This window comes from Glaciimonas sp. GNP009 (genome assembly GCF_054343755.1).
The window spans coordinates 4758097-4776701 of sequence record NZ_JBTGUV010000004.1 but is presented as its reverse complement, the minus strand read 5'-3'; the positions used below and the strand labels follow the sequence as shown (position 1 = coordinate 4776701).

Genomic DNA, 18605 nt, shown 5'->3' with positions numbered 1-18605 from the left:
GCGATGTTTACAAGCCTGATGAGGGCCGATTCGTGCGTTCCGGACGCCGCCAGTCGATCCCTTCCAATAGCATCGACAACTGCGCTTGCGAGAGCGACACCGATCCTTCCGTTGCCTGCGGCCAGATGAAACGGCCGCGTTCGAGGCGCTTGGCCAGCAGGCACAGGCCATCGCCGGTCCACCACAGAATTTTAAGGATATCTCCACGCCGTCCCCGAAAGACGAAGACATGACCGCTGAACGGATCTTCGGCCAATGCCGTCTGCACCTTGGCTGCCAGGCCATTAAAACCACAGCGCATATCGGTCACACCCGCTGCCATCCAGATACGTGTGCCTGCCGGCAGACCAATCATGCGAGCAACCGTTCCAGAACAAGGGCAAGCATGGCAGAGTCGACGACGCCTTCGAGTCGAAGCCGGGCTTTGCCTACTTCCAGAATAATGACCCCGGGGGAAACAGCGGTACTGGTAAAGACCGGTTGTGTATCTACCGGCAGGGGATCGCTGAGCACAACCGGCAATAATGTACTCTGCGGGCCCGAGGCAGTTTCAAAGGCTCCCACATGAAATAGCTTGCGCCATGCAAAAACCTGATTGGCATTGAGGTCATGCGCACGCGCCACCCGCGATACCGAAGTTCCTGGCACCAGAGATTCTTCGGCGACCCTGCGTTTAAATTCCGTTGAATGCTGGCGATAAGCGCCGCGCTTTGCTCGCGAAACCGTCCCAATATTTGTGTCCATAATGTGAATTTGTGGGCACAATTAATTTGTGCCTTCCCATTCAAATCATGCAGAAATTTGGTGTTTATTGGTAGAGGGTACTGAGGGAACGCTTACTTACATAGGCGTAATTTGAGGACAGCTAATCTAATCGTATGATGGCTGGCAATTTGAATGAAACGAGTGGGTGACTTTGAAGGAAACGCGGACGAGATTAAGGCGCTTCAAACGCTCAGCAACGGTCAATCTCTGATTTTTACGTACTGTCCAAAAAATAAAAAAGGCCTGTCAAAGACAGGCCTTTTTTATTCAATATGGTCGGAGTACAAGGATTCGAACCTTGGACCCCCTGGTCCCAAACCAGGTGCGCTACCGGGCTGCGCTACACTCCGAAGACACGCATAGTACACGCAAACTATGTCGCAGCGCAAAACAATTTTACAATTATGTGATATTTATTTTTGGCATCAAATTTGGATACCAAATCTCAATGCGCAGTTCGACAAAATCATGAAAAGAAGCCCGGCTTTAATCGATACTTTATTCTGCAAATAATGTCTCCACAAACCGGTGTTACGAGAGATTATTTAAAACAATTTTCAACATTAATTGTAAGTGACAACAAAACGGTCGCTCTTTTTCACGCATCTTTAAAATGACGACGCTACGTGATTTAATCAATGCATCGTTTGCATCTACTTGGTTGAGGGCTAGTGCTCGTCACCAGACCCGAAAACCCGACCAAACGATACGATTGATAACAATCGACAGTCAATAATAAAAATTACTTCCTCCGTCCTCAGAGCCTCATAGACACAGCGACTTCGGCTGTTATTCAAAAGCGCATCCGATTCAGCCAAAGCTGTTAAAAGCATCACAACTAATGCTGCTAATTATGTTCTTCCGATATTAATACTCGCAAAAAAGTATCGGGCTTTGACCTTATAGTATCAAGGCGTATCAGAACTGAGTGCTAATATCATCCCAGTACCCAAAAATAAATCAAAACGGAGACAAGTATGAAATTCATCGCTAGAAGCGCGTTGTTCGTCAGCCTATTCGCAGCAACTGCAACAGCCACTATTAATGCGTCTGCCGTCGATCTGGTGGTTGCTACGGTCAATAATGGTCATATGATCGAGATGGCCAAACTAGGGAAATTCTTCGAGCAAGCCAATCCTGATATCAAATTAAAGTGGGTCACGTTAGAAGAGGCCGTTTTGCGCCAACGTGTCACGACCGATATCGCCACAGGCAGCGGCCAGTTCGATGTGATGACGATCGGGATGTATGAGGCACCGATTTGGGGTAAAAAAGACTGGCTCGTTGAGTTGAAACCAGACGCTGGCTACGACGTCGACGATCTTTTACCCTCAATCCGCACAGGTTTATCAGTCGGCGGCAAGCTATATGCCGCGCCATTCTATGGTGAAAGTTCCATGATTATGTATCGTTCCGATCTGGTCAAAAAGGCAGGAATGACCATTGAAGACCGTCCGACGTGGGATCACATTCGTGAGGTAGCCGCTAAAATCAATGATCCTGCCAATGGCGTGTACGGTATTTGTTTACGTGGCAAACCTGGCTGGGGCGATAACATGGCCTTTATGACGACCATGGCGAACTCGTTTGGCGGACAATTGTTTGACATGAAGTGGAAGCCGCAATTCACCAGCGAACCGTGGAAAAAAGCCGTTACCCTATACGTTGATCTGCTAAAAAACTATGGACCTCCAGGCTCATCTTCCAACAGCTTTAACGAAATTTTAGCCCTATTCAATCAAGGTAAATGCGGAATCTGGATCGACGCCACGATTGCGGCCTCATTCATTACCGATCCAAAACAAAGCAAGGTCGCTGACAAAGTGGCCTTTGCTCAATCCCCGGTCGCAGTGACTGACAAAGGTGCAAACTGGCTGTGGGCATGGTCTTTGGCTATACCAAAGAGCTCCAAACACGTCGATGCTGCGCAGAAATTTATCCGATGGGCAACGTCGAAGGAATATATTGCTTTGGTGGCCAAAGAAACCGGTTGGAGTAACGTTCCGACTGGCACCCGCAAATCCACTTACGCCAATCCTGAATTCCAAAAAGTCGCTAAATTTGCAGCAGCGGAACAGAAAGCGATCTACTCAGCCGATCCAAACCACAGCACCTTGCCACAGTCGCCTTATGTCGGCGTGCAGTTTGCGGCTATCCCTGAGTTCCAGTCGATTGGTGCCATGGCCGGGCAACAACTGAGCGCAGCCTTGCTGGGCAAAGAATCGGTCGACAAAGCGCTGGAAATTTCGCAACAAGCAGCCGATCGCGAAATGCGTAAGAGCGGCTATTACAAATAATCCTCCAACACTGAAGGATTATTCCGATTGACCGCAGGCGGCTGGCCATGGATTGCGGGCCGCCTCCGACTTTACGTGCGAGTACACCATGAAACGACTCACAGCGCGGCTTCTGCTCACGCCTGCGATGACGACTCTGTTCGTCTGGATGATCGTCCCTCTCGCGATGACGATCTATTTCTCACTATTGCGTTATAACTTGCTCGAGCCGGGTGTACACCCGTTTGCCGGACTCGACAATTACCATTACTTTTTTACCGACGATGCATTTATTCCGGCGGTAAAAAACACCCTGACTCTTCTATTCTCGGTGATGGGCATCACGGTCGTGATTGGCATCGCGTTAGCGTTGCTGATCAATGAGCCCTTTCCGGGCAGAGCATTTGTTCGCGTGTTACTTATTTCGCCGTTCTTCGTCATGCCGGCAGTCAATGCGCTGATGTGGAAGAACATGATGATGAATCCGATTTATGGATTGTTTGCACAGATCAGCCATTTTTTCGGCTTTGGTCCAATTGACTGGCTATCGGAATATCCCCTTTTTTCCATCATTCTCATGATTGCCTGGCAATGGCTGCCTTTTGCTTGCCTGATCTTCATCACAGCTTTGCAATCGATGGATCGAGAACAGTTAGAGGCGGCGCGGATGGACGGCGCTAATTATTTACAACAATTACGTTACCTTTACATTCCCCATTTGGGACGTTCAATTGCGGTCGTGATCATGATTGAGATGATTTTCTTGCTGTCCATTTTTGCAGAAATATTTACGACCACCGGCGGCGGTCCAGGCTTCGAGACGACCAACGTCGCTTTCTTGATATTCAGACAGGCACTCGCTAGTTTTGATGTCGGTGTGGCTTCTGCTGGTGGCTTGTTTGCCGTATTGCTAGCAAATATCGCAGCCATTTTCTTCATTCGCCTGATCGGCAAGAACTTAGATAAATAGGAGCTGGCCATGCAAACAATGACCAAAGCGAAACCCCTTATTGCAGCACCAGCAGTAACGTATACCAGCGCATATAAAGTGGCCCTTGTCGGCCGTACTGCCATGGCATGGTTACTCGCCCTGCTGCTTTTTTTTCCGATTTTTTGGTTAGGATTAACGGCGTTCAAAACGGAACTGCAAGCGATTGCGGTTCCAGCCGAGCTCTTCTTCTCACCAACGTTAGCAAATTTTATTGAAGTTCAGGCGCGTAGCAACTACTTGCTATACGCAATGAATTCGATCATCACCAGCGTGGGATCAACGCTTCTTGGTCTGCTAATTGCCGCACCAGCTGCCTATTCGATGGCGTTCTCACCGACCAAGCGCTCCAAAGATATTTTGGTCTGGATGCTTTCCACCAAGATGTTGCCAGCGGTCGGTGTATTGGTGCCGATCTATGTTCTGTACCAAAAATTTGGATTACTCGATACCCGTTGGGGATTAACCATTATTTTTACACTATCAAATCTGCCGATCATGGTCTGGATGTTGTATTCCTATTTCAAAGAAATCCCACGTGAAATTTTAGAAGCGGCACGCATGGATGGCGCCAGCATATTCAAGGAGTTTCGCTATGTCGTCTTGCCGCTGGCTCTCGGCGGCCTGGCCTCGACAGCTTTATTGTGCCTTGTATTGTCATGGAACGAATCGTTCTGGTCGCTTAATCTTGGCGCTGCCAATGCCGGAACGCTCGCTTCGCTGATTGCCTCCTATTCCAGTCCGGAGGGATTATTCTGGTCAAAGCTTTCCGCTGCGTCGTTGATGGCCATCGCGCCAATCATCGTATTTGGCTGGTTCTGCCAGAAGCAATTGGTGCAAGGCCTGACCTTTGGCGCGGTTAAATAAGCTGGCGTAATCAACACATTGTGTTGGTTGCAGATGGATTCAAAGCAAATCTATTAAAAAATTCTAAGGACACACCATCATGGCTTTCCTGACATTAAACAATCTCGATAAATATTTTGATGCACATCACGCCATCAAAGGAATCAATCTAGAGATTCAAAAAGGTGAATTTGTCGTTTTTGTTGGCCCATCCGGCTGCGGAAAATCGACCTTACTCCGATTGATTGCGGGTCTGGAGCCGGTGAATGGCGGCAACCTGACACTTGATGGAAAGGACATCACCCATTTACCCTCTTCCAAACGCGATTTGGCGATGGTGTTCCAATCCTATGCTTTGTATCCGCATATGACCGTTTTCGAGAACATGTCGTTTGCATTGAAACTGGCTGGCGTCGACAAAGCGATCATCCGTGAGAAGGTCAACAAGGCCGCCAGCATCCTCAACCTGACCGAGTATCTGGAACGCACACCGAAGGCACTATCCGGCGGACAACGGCAAAGGGTCGCTATCGGCCGTGCAATCGTACGTGCGCCAAAGGTATTTTTATTCGACGAACCGTTATCAAATCTCGACGCTGCTTTACGTGGACAAACCCGTATCGAAATTGCCCGCCTTCATAGAGAGTTGGGCGCCACCACGATTTACGTTACCCATGATCAGGTCGAAGCCATGACGCTAGCTGACCGCGTAGTCGTTTTACGCGACGGGTTGATTGAACAGGTTGGCTCACCATTGGAGTTGTACGACCGTCCCGCCAATCAATTCGTTGCACAGTTCATTGGTACGCCGAGCATGAACGTGTTGCCGCTTTCGGGTCTTCCACACCCGCCGAAAGTTGGTCAATCGTTGCCAGAAGGCGGATTCGTCGGCATCCGCCCCGAGTATGTTGAACTGAGTACCGTATCGGGCGAAGGCTATTCGGCCACGGTGGACGTCGTCGAAGCACTCGGTGCTGAAACGCTGATCTATTCGACGATGGAAAACGGCTTGCAGATTGTCGCAAGGCGCAATGAGCGCTCATCCCTTAGCGCAGGCGATCATGTCAGCCTGCTCTTGGATCAACAACATATGCACATCTTTGATCGCGCAGGAAAAGTACATGCAACCGCTCGCTAACCACTCTCTTATGTCACATACAAATCCTGCATCTATCAAGCGCATTTTGCATCTTGGTGTCGGCGCATTCCATCGCGCGCATCAAGCGTGGTATCTGAACCGCCTAATCGATAGCGGCGAAACAAAATGGACGCTTGCGGCAGGCAATATTCGGCCCGATATGGTCCAGTTGCTGAGCGATCTACATTCACAAGGTGGCGAATACACGCTGGAAACAGTCACTCCTGCGGGCATATTTTCCTACGAGCGCATACGTTCTATCAGTGATATTTTGCCATGGACGCCTGATTTGCATGCCGTGGTCACAATGGGCCGCCATCCAGACACCAGAATTATTTCCTTCACCGTGACTGAAGCTGGTTATTACCTGAATCAACACCAACAGTTAGATCTATCCTATGCAGATTTACGTTCGGATCTTGAGCAAGGCACGCAACTGACAATTTATGGTGCGATATGCAGCATATTGCGCGCCCGGCGAGAGGAAGATGCGGGGCCGATTACTTTACTTTGTTGCGATAATATTCGCAGCAATGGTGACCATTTCAGAACCGGCCTGTTTGATTTTCTGGAACGTCGCGGCGAATCTGAATTACGCAATTGGGCTCAAGACAATACGACATGCCCGAATGGCATGGTTGATCGCATTACGCCAAAGCCACCGGTTGAAACAAAGGGTCGCGTAAAAGCGGCAACAGGCTTCCCTGACCAATGTGCTGTGATGGCTGAAGATTTCTGTCAATGGGTCGTTGAAGATCATTTCTGTAATGGTCGGCCGCCATGGGAAAAAGTCGGCGTAGAAATGGTGTCTTCAGTCTTGCCGTATGAAGAAGCAAAAATTCGTATTCTGAACGCTAGCCATAGTTGTATCGCGTGGGCAGGTGCGCTGAAAGGATTCGATACTATTCATGCCGCATTAGCTGACAAAACCATCGCGCAGATGGCCTTTGATTATGTCACCAACGACGTCATTCCTTGTTTGTCACCCAGTATCATTGATCTGGCCCTGTATCGAGATACAGTGTTAGACCGCTTTAGCAATCCTCATATCAACGATACGATCGAACGGGTTGCCGCAGATGGTTTTGCCAAAATACCGGGTTTTATTGCGCCAACCATCGCTGAACGCCTGGCGCAAAACCAACCGTTTGACAGTACTGCCACGCTGCCGGCACTTTTTTTGATTTTTCTCCAACAGAGGGCTGAAGGGAGAGTTGCGTTTCCTTATAAAGATCAGGCCATGGGTGAAGCGATTGTTACCAACATTCTTAATGCAACGGATTGTGTGCAGGCATTTTGTAGCAACGCCCTTCTCTGGGGGCCGATCGCAGGAGACCCGACGCTTGAAGCAACCGTTCGCCGTGCGTATCTTTCAATAAAAGGAAATCTATAATGACAAGCCTTGATCGTCTTCACAAAAAACACGCCATACTCACTGGCGCAAATGGTGGCATTGGACTTGCAGTAGCGGCTGCTTATTTGCAGGAAGGAGCGCTTTGCACTGTGGCAGATTTACCTGCCGAACCATCCGCTGAGTTAGCGTTATTGATGGCATCGCATTCAGATCGGTTGATCTATGTATCCACCGACGTCACGCAGTCCACTTCTGTCGCATTAATGATTGACCGTGCCAGTCAGACGTTCGGACCAGTGGATACATTTTTCAATAATGCCGGTGTGTTTGATATGGCGCCGTTGCTTGACTCGGATGAGGCGATGTATCAGCGTTTGTTTGATGTTAATGTCAAAGGCATGTTCTTCTCCATGCAAAAGATTCTAGCGCAAATGGTCAGCTTTGGCACGCAGGGAACGGTTATCAATATGGCATCGCAGGCGGGACGCCGCGGCGAGGCGTTGGTATCACATTATTGCGCGACGAAAGCGGCGGTCATCAGCTATACCCAATCTGCCGCACTGGCGATGGCCCCTTTCGGCATCCGCGTGAATGCTATATCACCGGGTGTTGTAGACACGCCAATGTGGGGTCATGTTGATGCTTTATTCGCCCGATATGAAGGCCTCAAGTTGGGAGAAAAGAAAATAGCCGTAGGACAGGCAGTTCCTCTTGGTCGTATGGGACATCCGGGAGAAGTTGCGGGTGCCGCCATTTTCCTTGCTAGCGCAGAATCGGCCTATATTACCGCCCAGACGCTGAACGTAGATGGTGGTAATGTCATGAGTTAAACATCGTAAAAGCATGCATACAAGAGTATGCATGCAAAGCAAAACAGAACTGAAATAGCTCTAAAGGAGACAGCATTGAACACCAAACTCCCCTCCCGTAACCCGGAACTCGAATATCACGAATTCAGTGAGTTTTTACGTTTTTTGGAGCATGGCGTTCCTGACCCGCTTATTCGCTGGCACTACCACGATGTATACGAACTTCATTTCATTATTAAAAGTAGTGGGAAGCTATTTGTCGGTGACTATATTGGAGACTTCGCGCCGGGTAATCTGGTACTAACCGGCCCAAGGTTACCCCACAACTGGATTTCTTCCAACATTCCCGCAGAGGGCATTCCCTCTCGTGACATGGCGATCCAATTCGGTCATACACCGCTGGAACTGGCAGCTAAGTACATCCCTGAATTACGGGAAATAATGCCCTTGCTGGAACGTGCCAAGTACGGCATTGAATTCCTTAACATGAGCGAGCAGGTAGAACCGGTATTTTACCGAATACGAGAAGCGAAGAATGTCAATCGGTTTGCAGAATTTCTAAATTTGCTTGGCATTTTAGCCAGAAGCAACTCCTACCGTCTATTGTCCAGTGCTCAGATGCAGTCATTCGATGACGATGCTTCGATGGCACAAATCAATACCGTATTTAATTACATTACGGAAAACTATCGGACGCCGATTTCAGCCGATTTTTTGGCGACCAGATTAAATATGTCCCCCGCCAAGTTTTCGCGATTTTTTCGGAAGGCTACAGGAAACAGTTTCACTGACTTTGTTAATCAAATTCGCATTAATAAAGCCTGTCAGTTACTGATGAATTCGGAACAATATGTGACCAATATTTGCTACGAAGTCGGGTTCAATAATGTTGCAAACTTTAATCGTCGATTCCTGGAGATGAAAGGCATCACGCCCAAGGAATTTAGGGCGCAATCTGAAGGCCGATTCGGTACCTAACGGCGCCGCGGAAGGCTGCGTTCGGCGGTGCGCAGACCACCATCCACTGAAGCCGCCAAGTAAGTACAGAGAGATAAAACATTCGCAACAACCTGGCAGTGTCACTCAAGGATTTTTAAACCTGCTCAAACAGCCGCTGTTCAATATATTCACCTTGCTCAGCACTAGGAGGACAAGCAAATAAACCACCTCCGATATGTGTCGTAAATTGATTCAGCATATCGAGTTTAGCCTTTTTTTCAAATATCTTTGTGAAGCCCGTCCTTGGATCTCTTTGATAGCACTGGAATAATAGGCCCGCATCAAAAGTCATCGCTTGACGCCAAGGCGGCCAGGGCTCGGCGATACTGGCTACACCATTGTCGTGAGCGTAAGCCCTTCGAAGAATCTCTGCACCGCCGTTATTTGCGGGAGCGGCCAGACGTGCATGTGCACTTTCTGCACTGACCGGATTACCATCATTGTCGTTGACATCGAAATCCATTGGATCGAATTCGTGTTGTTTACCAATCGGTGCACCCGAGTATTTATGACGTCCGCCCGTTTCCTCCTGACATCCTAACTCCATCCGATCCCAATGCTCCAGCGCGATACGGGTCGAACGAATGACCATATACGTTTCGTCCCGCATCCAACTTGGACCTTCGTCACCGACCCACACGAATTGCTTCATAGCCGCGCCATTATTAGGCCGGATTTTCATGGTTCCGTCTTTAAAGTCCATTTGATCGCGTGGCGTTTCACCAGATTGAACCCCTGACGAAAACCGTTTGGGCTCAACGAATTTTTACCATACCACAAGCCAATCCAACCAAGCGACGAATAGCATGTTCTGCCACCTGTGGATCGTCTGAACACGCCTGTATCGAAATATCACCGCCAGTGCGCTCAGCAATCAATTGATCCCTCATAAAACGTGGCAAAACGCCCAGAGCGGCCGGTCGTTGTTTGGCTAGGCCATAAAGTCAAAGAAATAAGACTTGAATACTCGGTTAAGAGACTGAAGCGAGCATAGAAAAGTCAAATAAGAGCGAATTGCTCGCCCAACGGGTCGGTGATGAATGCGCTAGTCAGAATATCGATATTGATTGTCTGATAATCGATATTTAACTCCTATAAGACAAGTGCTAAGATCTAATCACTGAGTTAACACGGCGCCCGCGCCGCCTCTCCCAACTACTTTTAAAGGCCCAATTATGAGCAGAAGAATCATCGATTTATCCGTCGTCCTGCAAGAGGGCATTCCATCGGATCCGGAAGAATTTTTGCCGCGCATCAAATACACGGACAATAAGGAAGGTGCCCGGCAGTTGGCTGATTATTTCCCTGGGCTTGATCCAGCTGATCTACCTGGCCGCGAAGGATGGGCGGTCGAGTTCGTTCAGATGAGCACTCATGCAGGAACTCACATGGACGCGCCGATCCATTACCGATCACTCCAAGACGACGGTACCCCGGCAATGAGTATTGACGAGGTACCTCTCGAATGGTGTTTTGGGCCTGGCGTAAAGCTTGACTTTAGGCATCTACCAGATGGTCATGTGGTCACGCCTGCGGAAATCGACGCAGAATTAACGCGCATAGGCCACAAGTTAGAAGCTGGCGATATCGTCCTTGTTAATACAGCGGCGGGTATTCGATACGGACAACAGGATTTCATTCACCGAGGCTGCGGAATGGGCCGGGACGCCACCTTACACCTTACGCGCCAAGGTGTCCGGGTTGTTGGAACCGATGCTTGGAGCTGGGATGCGCCGTTTAGCTTTACGCAGAAACGCTTCGAGGAAACGCAAGACGCCTCGATCATTTGGGAAGGACATTTTGCCGGTAGCACCGTGCCTTATTGCCAGATCGAAAAGCTCGCGAATCTTGAACAACTGCCTCCGCATGGCTTTGAAGTTATTTCTTTGCCGATCAAGGTAGCAAAAGCCTCAGCTGGTTGGGCGCGACCTGTCGCGATTATCAGTGAATGACGATATGCTCACTGGGGCGCCGATCATCAATCTGTTTGGCGAGCCGCCCGCTCCCGTATGGCTGCGCCGCGCCCGATTCAAGGCCGGCACAGTTTTTCCCCAGCAGCGTCGCTCATGGGGGCGGCTGCTCTATGCGGTGAAGGGAGTTGCGGAATTTGACGTTGCGGGCGAGCGCTACTTGTCACCTCCTGCTTACGCGATCTGGATTCCTCCTGAAGTCACTCATGCATCACGTGCCAATCTCGACATCGAGTATGTAGTTGTCCACATTGAAAGCGACCGTTGCGTGGACATGCCCACCGAGCCTTGCACATTAGCGCTGAGCGACGTGACCAAAGCCCTGGTGACTGACCTCACGTCGCGAGGTATTGGGCATCCGCGAGCCGAGACTGACCTGCGTATGGTCCAAGTGATAATAGACCAGTTGATCGCCGCCCAGCGATACGCAAGCTATTTACCTGCGACCGATGATCCATTATTAAGTCCGATCATAGCAACGCTCGAATTAAATCCTGGCGATCGGCGTTCCCTTGCGCAATGGGCGGACGAGAGCAGCTCGACGGAGCGCACTTTGTCGCGAAGGTGGCATGCACACTTGTTCATGTCATATAACGAGTGGCGTCAGCGGCTGCGCCTCGTGAAAGCGATCAACATGCTAGAAGCAGGTAATCAGGTCAAAGAGATCGCATATACGCTTGGCTATCAGAACACTTCAGCTTTTATCGAGATGTATCGCCGCCGCACCGGGACCACCCCAGGGGGAAAGGGAAAACTGCGCTGATAAGTAGAGCGCGTTGCGCTACCCAATTTATGCTGCCACGGCTTCTCGCCGTGGCGGCGTCCACCAAGCAACCGTGTAAAGGCGTTTCGCACAATGCGTGTCACCGCCTAGCATTGAGGCGCTGGTGTAGTAACAAGCTTTATTTACCAATATAGGAAATAGAATGCCTAGGATCACACTTACATCAATTGACAAATTGTCGGATGAGCAAAAGCTACAATTCGACCGTTTCCCTGCGAATCTAACACTTGCTTTGCTACGCACGACCGGGGCCACCGCTGGATACCTGTCTCTCGGCGCATCTTTTCCGCGCGGCTTAATCAACGACAAGGACCGGGAGATGATCATCCTGCGGGTAGGCGCACTAAGTCGTAGCCAATACGAACGCATGCAGCATCTCCCGCTTGCCCAACAGGCCGGTTGGGACGATAACGCCATCGCTGCGATCGAAGAGGGTCACGGTCCCGATGCGCGGTCGCGGTCTATTCTTCGCTTCGTTGATGAATGTGTAAAAAATGTAAAAGTTTCATCGCCGACGTTCGCTGAAGCGAGGGCATTCTTCAACGACACGCAGATTGCCGAGCTGACGCTTCTGATTGGTCATTACATGATGACAGCACGATTCCTTGAAACTCTTGAAGTACCACTTGACGAGGCAGCAACCTCGTGGAAGAGCATGTAAGGTAACGTCGCTTTACTAGCGAACTGACCTGAGATACAAGCTCATTAATAGCATAGCGAAGGAGGCTTTTACGGTGAAGCGGTGCTGTCGCTTGCTGATTATAGCCTTGCTGGTTATTATCAGCACCAGAAGCGGGCCACGGTCGTCATTGATACTACGGAAATGGTGCGGGTGAATCCTCCAAATTCAGAGGGATTACCCTTTTCTCAATACCATTTCATCAATTTTTGTTGTTGCGACAGAGCCCTTTTATAACTGTTTCTTAACTAAAGCTATCAATTCGCAAAAGCTGTGAAAGTTTGCGTCAAAATTTTCTTATTTTGAACTATCAGTGTATCGGTGGCCATTGGAACGAATGGCTTCGCCTCCCAAACCAAATACGCAACGTTACCGTCAACAATTTGTGTACGGATCTTAAATGCATCCCAAAATGCTGACTCTGCTCCCTTGAGGAACGCATCGAAAAACGCATGAATTTCTTTTAATCCACGATAAGTTTTGTCTGGGGTGATCACCAAAGATTGTTCGGTATAGTCAACCATGATTGCATCAACTCCTTTTGCAAATGCGCCCAGATGACTCCCGAGAATAGTCCCCGTCTCCGACGTTGCTATAGCGGAATTCGATTTCGAAGACTCTTTAATTGCCGCCACTTTTTCTTGGTCCGACGTTATATTTGAATTCATCATCTTCTTTCTGTAAGGAGTCTTTTTTGACTACAGGTTGCCGCATAAAAAGAGGACTGGAAGTCTCATGTCTGATCAGAAAAATCCACCGATCATTTTTTACCTTGGATTCCCTGCTAAGGTTGACTTTATGAAAGCCAGGCGCCTTGGGCTTCTTCCCAACCGATCACTGCGATTGGCGCACCTTCAGGTGTAATGAAAGTTAAGGGACCTAGAAAGGTCATGTAAAATTCACTGTCGACTGGGAAGTTAGTTTTATCATGACGCGCATTCGCTGATTCGTAACCATAGCCAGGAGCAACTGCGGTGTCACCGCCAGCCGCGACGCCGCCACGGACATCCATCCGCCCCTTGGTCAGGAAGTACTCGCCCGGCCCAACGTGAAAGTGTGGAGCGAAGGATGAGTCTTCGGGGCAATCGAAAATTGCGGTCCAGGCACCCATTTCTGGAGAAACGTGCAGTAGCTTCCAGCGGATTCCACCAGTTGAAAAAGCCGCAGGAAAGGGCTTCCACTCAACCTCATCCATCTGAACGTATTCTTCCCTTACCTTTTCTTTTTTACTTGCGTTTGTCAGTGCATTCATTACAGTCTCCTTCTGCAGTATTATATGTAGACAAAGTCGTATGACCTCGTTTCCACTGATCTCAATTTGTATCACTTCGTTTTAACGCCAACTTGATAAACAATTGATTCGTGATGAAGTGATCATAGCAAGACGCGGTAAAAAGCCGTTGTACCAGAATGCATAGCGACTTGATTCTGGGAGAAGTAAGTTGTTCGCGTTTGCGCTTATCGTCATATTAGTATTTCGCATTCTTGAATGCTGCGATTCAACACGCTGCAATAAAGCATACGTTTGTGTTAACTTTCTAGCGCTAACGACGACTTTTCGTTTAACGACTTCAGTCGCTGCTCTTCTTCGAGGACGAGGATTGAAAAAAATGTAATTAAAGTTGATATTTTTACTATTAAGGAAGCTCGTATTTCTCTTTAAGTCAATTCAATTTGCACTTCCACACAACATAAAATATATATTGAGATCACAATGTATAAAGAAATCTGAACAATTCCGTTTTAGATTTTTGAACCGTAGACATCCCCATCTTATAAAAATTGATCGGGCAAAGACTCGACAGGGATGTAAACGCTGGAGAGAGACAAAATGAAATCCCCTTCCTATAATTTTCTAAGTGGGCATTGGTGCTCGACTGACGACATCGCTATCGGTGACCGCACTGATGCTTGGCAAATAGCCCTTTCGTCAAGCTATCGGGACTGGAAAGTTAATAAACGTGTTCCCGCAGACTTTACCGCTCAAATGCGTCAACGCGATATCGGTGGGATCCAACTCGTCGAATGCATCTGCAGCCCATGCGGCGGAAGTCGAACCTCCCAAGAAATCAAACGGGACGATGAGCCATATCTTGGCATTCAAATCACTACCAGAGGAATGGAGCACTTCAAAGTAGATGATCAAGCACTTTCTTTTGGAGCCGGCGATCTTGTCCTATGGGTCAGCAACCAGGCAACTGAATTCATCGTAACGGAGAACTTACATAAAGCTACCTTGATGATTCCGTTTGCTCACTTGAAAGAGCGTCTGCCCCGGGATATGAGCATAAGGGGCAGTGTGGTAGATAGCAAAACGGGAATCGGGGCCATTCTTTTCTCCCACATATTGTCAATGACAAATCAATTTGAGAGTCTCGATGCTATGGATTCGGTCTGTTTGAAGCGAGTCACTTTGGAATTAGTATCTGCGACCCTTTCGCAAAAAATAGAGACGACACCGCATGGTCTTTCTCAGCGTTACTTGAAAGGCATCCAAAACTACATTCTCGATCACCTTCAAGAAGAAGATTTAAGCTTGGGGCGAATTGCTCAAGCAAATCGTATTTCGGTGCGTTACCTTCATATGGTATTCGAGCAAACGGGGAAAAGTGCTTCTTCCTGGATTCAGGAGCAACGTCTGGAGCGTTGCGGAGAGGCTCTCCTTAACCCAGTGCTTAAAGGTCGCCAAGTGTCGGAAATCATGTATCAATGGGGATTCAATGACGCTTCGCATTTTAGTCGAGCATTTAAACTCCACTTTGGAAGTAGCCCGAAGCATTATAGAAATCATCAAGATACTCATTCCCTACCAAAGCATCAAGATCACAACACCGTTGCTTCATTTACCTAATAATTTTTCCTCCACAACCGCTTGAACATACGGTTGCGCTGATTTTTTTTATCCTCGTCTTTTGTGCTGAAAACTCTACTCACCAGAGTTTCTTCTCTATTTAAAGGCTCGGGCATCCCATTAGCGGTTAGCGGAGTTTTTTACTGTAGACCGAATTAATTTAAGTACTTGCCAAAGCTTTCGGCATGTATTAAATGCAGGGCGGATTCAATTAGGCGATGCAACACTCATATATAAATATCTGCAATATACAGACAAGAAGAGTGATGGAGAGCAGTCAACACCGGAGGCAGCGCTAGACACCAAGCTTGCAACGAACGCTACTTTTCTCCTATGGTGTAAATCGTCGTGGTTCAGACATTTCGCGCATTTTGAGCTCGCCATTTAGCACCGCGACTCGAACCTGAACAATTTAGTGTGCATCCTTATTCGTCCAGCGCATCTGCCGCTTCTTTGCGCACCGCAAGCTCACCACTTCGCTGGCCGCTATTGCGGCAATGACGCTTCTGATCGGCATGCCCCGCCGATAGCGCCGCTCATAATCGACAAGGTATTGGCCATTGGATTCCAGGTACCAATACGTTCCACGAAGATTCCACCACAGCGTCGAGTACGCTGGATGTTCGACCGTCACCTCGACCATGGCGTGGATGCTCTCGATTCTCTCGTCGGCTTCGGAACCGTTGCCATGCCACGTCAGCCATTTGGCCGACGCAATTTCGTCTTGTACGGAGCGTCCGTTCAGCGCCAACGAGTCTGGAAATTTCAGTGCGAATATTCGATCACACGACATTTCATGGCGATGTGAAACCAATCCAGAACCCGATAGAACGGCCTCCTGGATCCATCGATGGCTTTCTCAAATTCGTCTGTGTTGACGGAGAAAACTGTAATCTTTTGATTTTTCGCAATATATTGCTCCGAGAGAAAGTGATCCAGCCGCGCCGTCGAAGAGACTTTCTTATTGATGTATCCGTAAACTCGGCAGTTACATCGACCGGTTGAATCTGCCTTACAGATCCGCGATTCGGGCCTGTTCTTTTTCTTGGCGCGTAAAGCGATGGTGTAGCCAAGCGGAATCCCCAGCAAGCGCGAATACCTCGCCTGATTGTAGGCCGCCGGATAGTATCGCTCACTACGAATCGCGCTTTCGGCCTTGTCATCCAGTTCTTGACCGGCCGCTCATACGCGACTCCTCAATCCGGATGTTTGGAGAGAAATCAACGAAGTATTCGCTCAGGAAGAATCACAAGAATCACAAAAAAGTTGCGACCCAATCAGAAATATCTAACTATTTGATTTATAAGAATTAAGAAAAGTGCGTCGGGAGGGGCTCGAACCCCCGACCCATGCCTTAGAAGGGCATTGCTCTATCCAGCTGAGCTACCGACGCATAGATGATCTTTAACAGTTCCAATGTGCAAGGACAAACACCCGCACATTCACTGAATGATACATGTTGAAGCAATAAAACGTTTCAATAAGATTGAGACGATTTAACAAGCTATTAACGCCCACTATTTCACTATTATAGTGAAGCAAATTCCAAGCCATTTTAAAAAAATCAGATAAATATTAATCAACCATTTTATCTAATAAATCTATTCTGAAATGAAAAAGCGGGCTGTCCTAAGACAGCCCGCTTTCAAATTGGTCGGAGTACAAGGATTCGAACCTTGGACCCCCTGGTCCCAAACCAGGTGCGCTACCGGGCTGCGCTACACTCCGAAGAACAGAATCATACCCGCCAACATCATTTTGGTCAATATGTTTAAACAAACTTTCATTAAAATTTGTTATCGCTCTTCTGACAAGATCAATTGCGGCCTCTTAAAAATGGCGCTGAAACAGCTGCCCTTTCCAGGTTCAGATGCAATCACCAAATGACCACGATGCCGCAACAAAACGTGCTTCACGATTGCCAGGCCAAGACCAGTACCCTGCGTCACCCGAGAACGTGTTTTATCAACGCGATAGAAGCGCTCAGTTAAGCGACTTAAATGCTCTTCAGCAATTCCGATGCCGTCATCACGAACCGTCAATGCGGCCCCCTCGCCGAACAACTTCCACGTTACTTGAATTGATCCACCATTCGGTGTGTAGCGCACAGCATTCGTTAATAAGTTAGTGAATGCGCTCTCAAGTTCGTCATGATTACCTTTGAGATTAATGTCATCTGCTTCCAGCGTGATCAGATGCTTTCCTTCCGACAGAGCACGCGCCTGATCTAGAATATGATTGAGCATCGGGACGATTCGTACCGTATCACCAGAAGGCTGCTGAACCAACGATTCGAGCCTGGTTAAAGTCAGCATATCAGCGACAAGACGCTGCATGCGTTGACCTTGTTCCGCCATCAAATGTAGTTGACGCTGACGCGTCATCTGATCCATTTCAGTGGATAACGCATGCTCCAGGAAGCCGTTGATAACGGTTAAAGGAGTTCGTAATTCATGCGACGCATTGGCTATAAAATCACGACGCAAGGTCTCGAGTTTTTCCGCCTGTGTCACATCATGCGTAACTAGAATTCGCCGTCGATTATCAAAGGATATTAATTGCAGTTGTATTTTTCGATGGTGATGAACAAACGGAAGTGGTTGATCAAAGCTGCCCGACAACATGTAATTGACAAACTCTGGCGCACGAATCAAATTGGTCAGAAGGCGCCCTTCGTCGCGCACTCTATCTAGTCCTAAATGTTTTTCTGCAGCCGGATTACACCACTCCAAATGCATCACTCCATCCACAATCACCACACCGTCAGGAAGCAAACTCATGGCTTGGCGAAAACGCGCAAGCCATTCCACCATATCGACACGCGAGCGCTCGTCTTCTCTGCGAATATTTTCTAAACGTCGTGTTGAGTGCGCCCATAATCCCCAGGTTTTTGGACGCGGCGTCCCATAAGGACGATCCAACCATTCCTCGATACGAAATAGCGACCAAATTTGCAGAAATAGCAGGATGACTAAAGATAATCCAAACCAAATCAACCCCACTACCAAACCGTAGGAAGCCCCGATTGCCAACATGATCAGACACAGTAAAGCAAAACGCAATAATGTCGGCACCCAAAACGTACGGGCTTTACGCGTCGCTCGCTCCTGCACATTCACGAGGATTTCATCGGTGCGTATTGGCAT

General features: G+C 48.4%; 17 protein-coding genes, 3 tRNA genes and 2 pseudogenes. 11 read left to right on the top strand and 11 right to left on the bottom strand.

Annotation, left to right across the window (positions count from 1 at the left end; translation table 11 throughout):
* Window positions 1-7: 7 nt before the first annotated feature.
* From tnpB to ACXX82_RS21980, 3 genes are all read right to left on the bottom strand, one after another.
* Entirely contained in the window at window positions 8-355 is a 348-nt protein-coding gene (gene tnpB / locus ACXX82_RS21990; RefSeq protein ID WP_323507754.1) for an IS66 family insertion sequence element accessory protein TnpB, read from the bottom strand.
* On the bottom strand, window positions 352-744 hold the full coding sequence (tnpA, locus tag ACXX82_RS21985) for an IS66-like element accessory protein TnpA (RefSeq protein ID WP_416186780.1): 393 nt from the start codon (window positions 742-744) through the stop codon (window positions 352-354). Before tnpA ends, tnpB begins: the two co-directional genes overlap by 4 nt.
* 294 nt (window positions 745-1038) lie before the next feature.
* Window positions 1039-1115, bottom strand: a tRNA-Pro gene (locus ACXX82_RS21980).
* Window positions 1116-1742: 627 nt separating this feature from the next.
* Between ACXX82_RS21980 and ACXX82_RS21975 the strand changes: the two genes are divergently transcribed.
* The 7 genes from ACXX82_RS21975 (at window position 1743) to ACXX82_RS21945 (ending at window position 9154) form a co-directional block, all read left to right on the top strand.
* Window positions 1743-3062 carry an ABC transporter substrate-binding protein gene (locus tag ACXX82_RS21975; RefSeq protein WP_458563706.1) on the top strand — a complete coding sequence of 440 codons (1320 nt, stop codon included), beginning with the start codon at window positions 1743-1745 and terminating at the stop codon, window positions 3060-3062.
* 88 nt (window positions 3063-3150) lie between these two features.
* A complete protein-coding gene (locus tag ACXX82_RS21970; protein WP_323507737.1) occupies window positions 3151-4011 on the top strand; it encodes a carbohydrate ABC transporter permease in 861 nt (286 codons plus the stop codon).
* A 3-nt stretch (window positions 4012-4014) separates the two neighbouring features.
* Window positions 4015-4896, top strand: a complete 882-nt coding sequence (locus ACXX82_RS21965; RefSeq protein WP_458564041.1) for a carbohydrate ABC transporter permease — start codon at window positions 4015-4017, stop codon at window positions 4894-4896.
* Window positions 4897-4975: 79 nt separating this feature from the next.
* Window positions 4976-6013, top strand: a complete 1038-nt coding sequence (locus ACXX82_RS21960; RefSeq protein WP_322238377.1) for an ABC transporter ATP-binding protein — start codon at window positions 4976-4978, stop codon at window positions 6011-6013.
* Window positions 5997-7406, top strand: a complete 1410-nt coding sequence (gene dalD, locus ACXX82_RS21955) for a D-arabinitol 4-dehydrogenase (protein WP_322238375.1) — start codon at window positions 5997-5999, stop codon at window positions 7404-7406. The genes ACXX82_RS21960 and dalD overlap by 17 nt, the downstream gene beginning before the upstream one ends.
* Window positions 7406-8197, top strand: a complete 792-nt coding sequence (locus tag ACXX82_RS21950) for an L-iditol 2-dehydrogenase (RefSeq protein WP_322238374.1) — start codon at window positions 7406-7408, stop codon at window positions 8195-8197. Before dalD ends, ACXX82_RS21950 begins: the two co-directional genes overlap by 1 nt.
* A 75-nt stretch (window positions 8198-8272) precedes the next feature.
* Window positions 8273-9154, top strand: coding sequence for an AraC family transcriptional regulator (locus tag ACXX82_RS21945; protein ID WP_322238372.1), 882 nt, complete (start codon window positions 8273-8275; stop codon window positions 9152-9154).
* 115 nt (window positions 9155-9269) lie between these two features.
* On the opposite strand, the pseudogene ACXX82_RS21940 reads toward ACXX82_RS21945, so the two are convergent.
* Both ACXX82_RS21940 and ACXX82_RS21935 read right to left on the bottom strand, forming a co-directional pair.
* Window positions 9270-9896, bottom strand: a pseudogene (locus ACXX82_RS21940) (Dyp-type peroxidase); the annotation flags it as partial.
* A gap of 34 nt (window positions 9897-9930) precedes the next feature.
* Window positions 9931-10101 (bottom strand): annotated as a pseudogene (locus ACXX82_RS21935) (Dyp-type peroxidase domain-containing protein); the annotation flags it as partial.
* A gap of 249 nt (window positions 10102-10350) precedes the next feature.
* On the opposite strand from ACXX82_RS21935, the gene ACXX82_RS21930 reads away from it, so the two are divergent.
* The 3 genes from ACXX82_RS21930 (at window position 10351) to ACXX82_RS21920 (ending at window position 12590) form a co-directional block, all read left to right on the top strand.
* On the top strand, window positions 10351-11127 hold the full coding sequence (locus ACXX82_RS21930; RefSeq protein WP_322238370.1) for a cyclase family protein: 777 nt from the start codon (window positions 10351-10353) through the stop codon (window positions 11125-11127).
* A complete protein-coding gene (locus ACXX82_RS21925; protein ID WP_322238368.1) occupies window positions 11120-11908 on the top strand; it encodes an AraC family transcriptional regulator in 789 nt (262 codons plus the stop codon). Before ACXX82_RS21930 ends, ACXX82_RS21925 begins: the two co-directional genes overlap by 8 nt.
* Window positions 11909-12071: 163 nt before the next feature.
* Entirely contained in the window at window positions 12072-12590 is a 519-nt protein-coding gene (locus tag ACXX82_RS21920) for a carboxymuconolactone decarboxylase family protein (RefSeq protein WP_323507654.1), read from the top strand.
* A 275-nt stretch (window positions 12591-12865) separates the two neighbouring features.
* Here ACXX82_RS21920 and ACXX82_RS21915 read toward each other — a convergent pair whose 3' ends face one another.
* Both ACXX82_RS21915 and ACXX82_RS21910 read right to left on the bottom strand, forming a co-directional pair.
* The gene (locus ACXX82_RS21915) at window positions 12866-13279 is read right to left on the bottom strand and encodes a nuclear transport factor 2 family protein (protein ID WP_322238364.1); all 414 of its coding nucleotides are present in this window, start codon (window positions 13277-13279) and stop codon (window positions 12866-12868) included.
* Between the two features lie 125 nt (window positions 13280-13404).
* Complete coding sequence (locus ACXX82_RS21910) at window positions 13405-13860, bottom strand: 2,4'-dihydroxyacetophenone dioxygenase family protein (RefSeq protein WP_322238362.1); 456 nt, start codon at window positions 13858-13860, stop codon at window positions 13405-13407.
* 579 nt (window positions 13861-14439) lie between these two features.
* On the opposite strand from ACXX82_RS21910, the gene ACXX82_RS21905 reads away from it, so the two are divergent.
* Window positions 14440-15459, top strand: a complete 1020-nt coding sequence (locus ACXX82_RS21905; RefSeq protein WP_458563705.1) for a helix-turn-helix domain-containing protein — start codon at window positions 14440-14442, stop codon at window positions 15457-15459.
* Between the two features lie 412 nt (window positions 15460-15871).
* Here the strand turns inward: ACXX82_RS21905 and ACXX82_RS21900 are convergent, their stop codons facing one another.
* From ACXX82_RS21900 to phoR, 4 genes are all read right to left on the bottom strand, one after another.
* Window positions 15872-16252, bottom strand: coding sequence for a hypothetical protein (locus tag ACXX82_RS21900; protein WP_322238357.1), 381 nt, complete (start codon window positions 16250-16252; stop codon window positions 15872-15874).
* 526 nt (window positions 16253-16778) lie between these two features.
* Window positions 16779-16852: transfer RNA gene (locus tag ACXX82_RS21895), tRNA-Arg, on the bottom strand.
* A 258-nt stretch (window positions 16853-17110) separates the two neighbouring features.
* Window positions 17111-17187 (bottom strand) — tRNA-Pro (locus ACXX82_RS21890).
* A 68-nt stretch (window positions 17188-17255) separates the two neighbouring features.
* Window positions 17256-18605, bottom strand: a complete 1350-nt coding sequence (gene phoR / locus ACXX82_RS21885; RefSeq protein ID WP_458563704.1) for a phosphate regulon sensor histidine kinase PhoR — start codon at window positions 18603-18605, stop codon at window positions 17256-17258.